We start from the raw sequence: 6,233 nt of genomic DNA, 5'->3' as shown, positions 1-6,233 counted from the left end.
GTCGCGCAGCATCTGCTCGCAGGACGGCCGGATATCGATCTCGCCGGAGGTCACGCCCATTGCCTGCATCAGACCGCGTGCATTTGCCAGGGTTCGGTCGCTTGTGGCGTAGCCGGGCATGGTATAGGCTAAAATATTCTTTCTCGGCAGGCCGAGCCTGTCCATGGTTCGGGCGGCAACAATGAGGGCCTGAGTCGAGTCAAGGCCGCCAGATATGCCGATGACGAGCTTTCCGATGCCGGAACTGCGGAGTCGCTGTTCGAGCCCCTGCACCTGGATGGCATAGGCCTCTTCGCAGCGTCGGTCGCGGTCGGCGGGGTTGCCTGGCACGAAAGGGAAGCGCTCGATGTCGCGCCGCAATGGAACCGGTTGCTGGGGAACGGCGAATGGGAAGCCGACGCGGCGCATCCGGAGGCGGTCTTTGTGATCGGAGGCCGTGTCGGCGAAAGTCGTCACGCGCTGGCGTTCGAGCAGTAGGCGTTCGATGTCGATGTCTGCCAGAACGATATCGCCGCCCCTGGAAAACCGCCGGGTTTCGGCGAGAAGACGGCCGTTTTCCCAGATCATGCCGTGGCCGTCCCAGGCAAGGTCGGTGGTCGATTCACCGGGGCCGGCGGCTGCGTAGAGATATGCGGAAAGACAGCGGCCGGTCTGGGAGGCCGCGAGGAGCTTTCGGTATTCGCCCTTCCCGATCGTCGCGTTGCTGGCCGAAAGGTTTGCGATGACGGTCGCACCCGCGAGGGCGGCAAAGGTGCCCGGCGGAACGGGGGACCAGAGATCTTCGCAGATTTCCACCGCAAGGGTGAACGTCGAGCCGGTCAGGCGCCCGTCCCCCGTCGCGCGAGCCTCGAACAGCAGATCGGTGCCGAACGGCACACGATCGCCGCACAGATCGATTTCATCGTGAATGGCGTGCCGGGCGGCGCTGAACTGGCGCTTTTCATAGAATTCTCTATAATTGGGCAGGTAGCTTTTCGGAACGACGCCCAGAATCCGGCCGTCATGGATGACGATCGCGGCATTGAACAACCGGCCGTCTGCCCTCACCGGCGCTCCGACGACCAGCACCGGCATCAGCCCGCGGGAGGCGTTTCGCACACCGGCAACGGCATCTTCAGCAGCATCGATCAGTGCAGCCTGGTGAAACAGGTCTTCGCAACTGTACCCGGTCAGCCCGAGCTCGGGAAACGTGACGACAGCCGCGCACTCGTCGTGGGCCTGTCGGGCGAGAACGAGCGTTTCAGCGAGATTCGCGGCAGGGTCGGCCAGGTGGACGACGGGCACGGCCACGGCACCACGAATGAATCCGTGAGCATAGGGCGAGTCAAACGGTAAGCGCTTCATGTGCTTCATACCTGGTATTTTTTCGGGCCCTCCCGAACGACCCTTGGCGGCAATTTCGGGAAAACTTCTGCCAGTCGGATACTCAGACCCGGCAGGAGCGGGGTCTCGAGGGTGGCCTGGTCATCGAGGGGCTCGAACCTATCGAATGTTCCTGAGGCGCTGGCCCGGTAGACGTGGAAGATTCGGTTGGTCGGATCGATCAACCAGTATTCTTTCACCCCGTGATGTTCATACAGTCTGCGCTTGAGAATGTGGTCCCGCGAAGCGGTGGATGGAGACAGAATTTCGATGGCAATATCCGGTGCGCCGCGCATTCCCCGCTCATCTATCTTTTTCTCATCGCAGACGATGATGATATCAGGCTGGACAACCGTCTTCACGTTTTCATCGATTTCGTTGCCTTTCGGAAGCCTCACGTCGAACGGTGCATGAAAAACCTTGCAGGGCTTCCCATGCAAAAAAGCCCAGAGCAGGCCGAACAGGTTGCCGGAGATTTCCTGGTGGTGCGTGGTGGGAGCCGGGGTCATGTCGAAGACGTTGCCATCGATAATCTCCCAGCGTTTGTCATCAGACCATGTAAGATAATCGCCGTAGGTGTAGCCTTCTTTTTTCGGATGTTGTCGGGGTACCGACATGCGATATGGTCCTTTCACCGGAGAGGAACTCATCAAAGATAGCGAGGCGGGCCTTCACGAATGACGCGGGGCGGGAGCGGCGGAAATACACGGCCCAGGTCGATAGCGAGGTCAGGAAACAGCGGCGTCGAGAGGGTCACCGGGGTGCCGCTTTCGGTTTCGGCCGCGACGATGTCGGCAGGACCGAAACGGCCGTCGGGTAACCGCCGATACATGTAGACCAGACGATCGTCGGGATGCACGATCCAGTATTCTTTGACACCGTGACGTTCGTATAATGCACGCTTTTTAATTTGGTCGCGCGAGGCGGTCGAGAAGGAGAGCACTTCGATGACGAGGTCGGGGGCTTTCCTGCATCCTTTGGCGTCTATTTTCGTTTCGTCGCAGACGACGATCACATCGGGCTGAACGACGGTATTTACCTCGTCGTCGGATTCGTCTCCCTTGGGCAGACGCACGTCGACCGGAGCAACGAATGCTTTACACCGTTTTCCTTCGAAAAATTCATCCAGGAAACGATACAGTTTACCAACCAAGGTCTGATGGAGGGTTCCCGGCGCCGGCGTCATGTCGTAGGGAATACCGTCAATCAATTCGAATCGTTTATCGTCAGTCCACGTGCAGTAGTCTGCATATGTATATGTTTTCGTCGGGATTTCTTTTGGATCGCTCATACCAGCCTCCACATTCTCCAGATACTATAGCAGAGGAAGATTCTCTGCACCACACGCACAAAACAATGGCATTTCCCATTTTGGCATCCCGATGTGATGAAGGGGCGGGTTTCAAACCCGCCCCTACAGACAATTTGGGAATTTCCGATGATCAGCGGAGGTTGGCCTGGGAGGTGGCGACGAGATTCTGGAGGCTTTTGGGAAGGTAGCTGCGGTCGTTGCCGGCGGGCAGGGCCGGGGGATTCTGCGAGATTTTCATGATCTTGCCGACCTTCTCAGGATCCATTGCTGCCAGGATGGCGGCCGACTGGGCGGGTGTGATGCCCTTGAGAATCTGGAAGACCAGGGCGTTGTCGGAGACTTCGTCGAGGATGCGGGCCATGGCGGCGGGCTCCATCGCCGCGGCGATGTCCTGGACGGGCCTGAGGCGGTTTTCGTCTTCCATGAACCTGATCATGCTGGCCTCGAGACTCGCCGCTTCGGAGGCGAGCTGGCGCGAGATGAGGTCGACCGACTCCTTGCGGGTCGCGAGGTCGGCTTTCTGGTCGTCGAGCGCCCTGCGCTCCTTCAGAAGCTCCTCCTGCTGTATGCGCAGTTCCTCCTGGCGCTTGCGGAAGAGTTCCTCCTGAGAGCGCACCAGTTCGCGATACGAGGCTTCAAGCGACTCGGAGCGGCGCTTGAGGTCGACGCTGCCCGACCCGATGATCTCGTCGTAGCGCTGTTTTTCTCGCTGCAGAAGCTCCTGATACCGTTGTTCCTCGGGAAGCTGGTGAAGCCTGACGAAGTCGTAATACGCCGCGATCGGCCATTTCGCGCGCCATTCCTCGGGAACGCGGTACCGCCACTGGAGCAGATCCAGGAAGTCGAGCGCGAGGGCCGTCATGCCGACCATGCCGAGGAACAGTCCGAGAAGGACGAGGAACGCAAGATTCGATATCACTCGATATAGTCTGGAGACGGGGCCCGGCTGCGGATCGTTCTCCGGGGCATCAGCGGCTGCGATCGTTTTCTCGGCGCCGTCTGCCGGTTTTTCCTGCTTCTGAGGACGCTGTCCGGGGGCGGCGGCGGGCTGTTGACGGGCCGGCTGGGCGGGGACTTTCGGATCTGCCATGCGTGCGTTACTCCGTTATCGTGTCTTCGCCGGCGCCGCCGGCCTTTTCGTAGCCGGACAGCACCTTGCGGACGAACGACCTGGTCTCCGGGAACGGCGGAACGCCGCCGAACTGGCGCACGGCGCCCGGGCCGGCATTGTAGGAGGCGAGCGCCAGCCGAAGGTTGCCGCCGTTCTGTTTCAGCAGCTGGGCCAGATACCTGGTGCCGCCGGAAATATTCTCTTCGGGGTCGAACGGGTTGGTGACCCCCAGCTCGCGGGCGGTTTCGGGCATGAGCTGCATCAGGCCGATCGCGCCCTTGTCGCTGACGCTCCGCTCGTCATACCCGGATTCGACGGCGATGACTTGTCTGACGAGCGCCGGGTCAATTCCATATTTTGCCGCATATTTTTCGACCAGGCCGAGATACTGTTCGGGGTCGACGGCCCGCGTGTTCTTCGCCGGGGCCGGCAGTGGAACGGTCGCCAGGGGGACGGGGGCTTTCGCCGGTGCGGGCGGCTTCGCCGCGAGTCCCGTCTGTTTTGCCTCGTTCAGAGCCGCGGCGAAGTCGCCTGACTCGCGCCGGGCCGGGCGGCGGGACATCCCGCGGAACGAGCCGTTCAGCTCGTCAATGCGTTCGAGCACCTTTCGCATGTTTTCGAGCATTTTATCCCTCCTGTCCCGGATTGGCCGGCACGGCAGGTTCGTTCGCCTCCTCGCCTGATTTCAACCGGCCAAGCCGCGAGGCGAAATCGTCGAGTCGCTTCTGCTCGAGCTTCTGCTCTCGCGTGACATACCGCTTGCGGTCGCGCTCGAGGATTCGCTCGTAGGTTTTGCGGACCCGGCGCTTTTCGTTCAGTTCGACGACGATCTTCGCCCGCTGCTCCATGAGGCGGTCGCGCTCCTCCTCGTAAAACGACCGGGCGTTCGCGAGGCGCGCGAGAAACAGCGGATACATCCGGACCTGATCCATTCTGCCTGCAAGAAGGTCGATCGCCTTTGCCTCGAGCCCAATATTATATTCATCGATGTATTTCTGTATCTGCGCCTCGGCCTCCGCGATCTGGCCGTCCTTGACGGCCAGTCTTGCTTTCACCGCGTCCTCGTCGTGGATCGCGATGTTTAGCAACTGCTGGAACCGAAATCTGAACGCCATGTCAGCCGACCGTCCGCCGCATCATCACGCCATGAGCGCTTCGAGCGACTTGACCGCCTCGTCGTACGTGGTCTGCTCGCGGATGCCCTGCTTGATGAATTCCTGGATCTTCGGCAGTTTCGCGATCGCCGTGTCGATCTTCGGATTCGAGCCGGCCTTGTAGGCGCCGATGCCGATCAGGTCAGCCGACTGCATGTAGGTCGAATACGTGTCTTTCGCCTTCCCTGCGGCCTCGAACTGGCGCTTCGGCGCGATGTCCGGCATCAGGCGAGAAATACTTGCCAATATATCAACCGCCGGAAAAATGTTCTGTTGGGCCAGCTCGCGGCTCAGCACGAGGTGTCCGTCGAGAATACCGCGCACCGCGTCGGCGACCGGTTCGTCCATGTCGCCGCCTTCGACCAGCACCGTGTAGATCGCCGTGATCGAGCCGGTACGGGCCGTGCCAGCGCGTTCCATCAGCTTGGGAAGCAGCGAGAAGACCGACGGCGTGTAGCCGCGCGTCGTGGGAGGTTCGCCGACGGCGAGGCCGATCTCGCGCTGGGCGAGGGCGAAGCGGGTGACCGAGTCCATCATCAGCATGACGTCCATGCCTTGGTCACGGAAATACTCGGCGATGGCGGTGGCCGTGAAGGCCGCCTTGACGCGCACAAGGGCCGGCCGGTCGGACGTGGCGACGACGACGACGGAGCGGCGAAGCCCATCCTCGCCGAGATCCTTTTCGATGAATTCGCGCACTTCGCGGCCTCGTTCCCCGACCAGGCCGATGACGTTGACGTCGGCCTTCGAGTTGCGGGCGATCATGCCCATCAGCGTGCTCTTGCCGACGCCCGAGCCCGAGAAAATGCCCAGACGTTGCCCCTTGCCGATCGTGAACAGGCCGTCGAGCACCCGAACGCCGGTCTCGAGAGGCTCGAGAATGCGTCGCCGCGAGAAGGGGCTGGGTGGATCGCGGACGATGGGAACCTTCACCAGCCCCGCCGGCAGCGGCTTGTCATCGAGCGGTTCGCCGAGCCCGTCGACGAGACGGCCCAGAAGGCCTTGGCCTGCCGGCGCTGACAGCGGAAGGCCGGCCGGGACGACTTCGCTTCCCTGCCTGATGCCTGTGGTGCTGATGAGCGGCATCAGAAGCACCGCTCCGCGCCTGAATCCGACGACTTCGCAGGGCATCGGTCCGAGACCGGTGAGCACATGCACGAGATCGCCGACGGCCGCCTGGGGCCCCGACGCCTCGATGAGCAGTCCGACGACCTGGTTGACGCGGCCGTTGACGCGCACCGTGTCAGCCGAATCGATGATCCGCTCGTATTCTTCAAACCGGAAGCTCACGCGG

7 protein-coding genes are annotated in these 6,233 nt (G+C 61.6%); all 7 read right to left on the bottom strand.

The features are described from left to right. Positions 1-1,344 (bottom strand): NAD(+) synthase (locus PLU72_08860; GenBank protein HOT28290.1); only part of this gene is annotated, 1,344 nt, incomplete at its 3' end. A gap of 5 nt (positions 1,345-1,349) precedes the next feature. Beyond that, positions 1,350-1,979 (bottom strand): Uma2 family endonuclease, encoded by a 630-nt coding sequence (locus tag PLU72_08855; protein ID HOT28289.1) that lies wholly within the window; start codon positions 1,977-1,979, stop codon positions 1,350-1,352. 32 nt (positions 1,980-2,011) lie between these two features. Then, a complete protein-coding gene (locus tag PLU72_08850; GenBank protein ID HOT28288.1) occupies positions 2,012-2,665 on the bottom strand; it encodes a Uma2 family endonuclease in 654 nt (217 codons plus the stop codon). Positions 2,666-2,804: 139 nt separating this feature from the next. Next, positions 2,805-3,764: a hypothetical protein gene (locus PLU72_08845; protein ID HOT28287.1), complete on the bottom strand. Its 960-nt coding sequence runs from the start codon at positions 3,762-3,764 to the stop codon at positions 2,805-2,807. 7 nt (positions 3,765-3,771) lie between these two features. Beyond that, a complete protein-coding gene (locus PLU72_08840) occupies positions 3,772-4,410 on the bottom strand; it encodes a lytic transglycosylase domain-containing protein (GenBank protein ID HOT28286.1) in 639 nt (212 codons plus the stop codon). A 1-nt stretch (position 4,411) separates the two neighbouring features. Further along, positions 4,412-4,900: a flagellar FliJ family protein gene (locus PLU72_08835; protein ID HOT28285.1), complete on the bottom strand. Its 489-nt coding sequence runs from the start codon at positions 4,898-4,900 to the stop codon at positions 4,412-4,414. A gap of 24 nt (positions 4,901-4,924) precedes the next feature. Further along, positions 4,925-6,229, bottom strand: coding sequence for a FliI/YscN family ATPase (locus tag PLU72_08830; protein ID HOT28284.1), 1,305 nt, complete (start codon positions 6,227-6,229; stop codon positions 4,925-4,927). Positions 6,230-6,233 lie beyond the last annotated feature (4 nt).

It is taken from the genome of Candidatus Ozemobacteraceae bacterium (assembly GCA_035373905.1).
In the GTDB taxonomy this organism is placed as follows: domain Bacteria; phylum Muiribacteriota; class Ozemobacteria; order Ozemobacterales; family Ozemobacteraceae; genus MWAR01.
Note: the sequence above shows the minus strand (reverse complement) of the source record. Positions and strands in the feature narration are given on the sequence as shown.

Bases quoted from the DNA above. Each gene is read 5' to 3' on its own strand.
- PLU72_08855 (HOT28289.1), bottom strand. From the start codon at position 1,979: ATGTCGGTACCCCGACAACATCCGAAAAAAGAAGGCTACACCTACGGC.
- PLU72_08845 (HOT28287.1), bottom strand. From the start codon at position 3,764: ATGGCAGATCCGAAAGTCCCCGCCCAGCCGGCCCGTCAACAGCCCGCC.
- PLU72_08840 (HOT28286.1), bottom strand. From the start codon at position 4,410: ATGCTCGAAAACATGCGAAAGGTGCTCGAACGCATTGACGAGCTGAAC.
- PLU72_08835 (HOT28285.1), bottom strand. From the start codon at position 4,900: ATGGCGTTCAGATTTCGGTTCCAGCAGTTGCTAAACATCGCGATCCAC.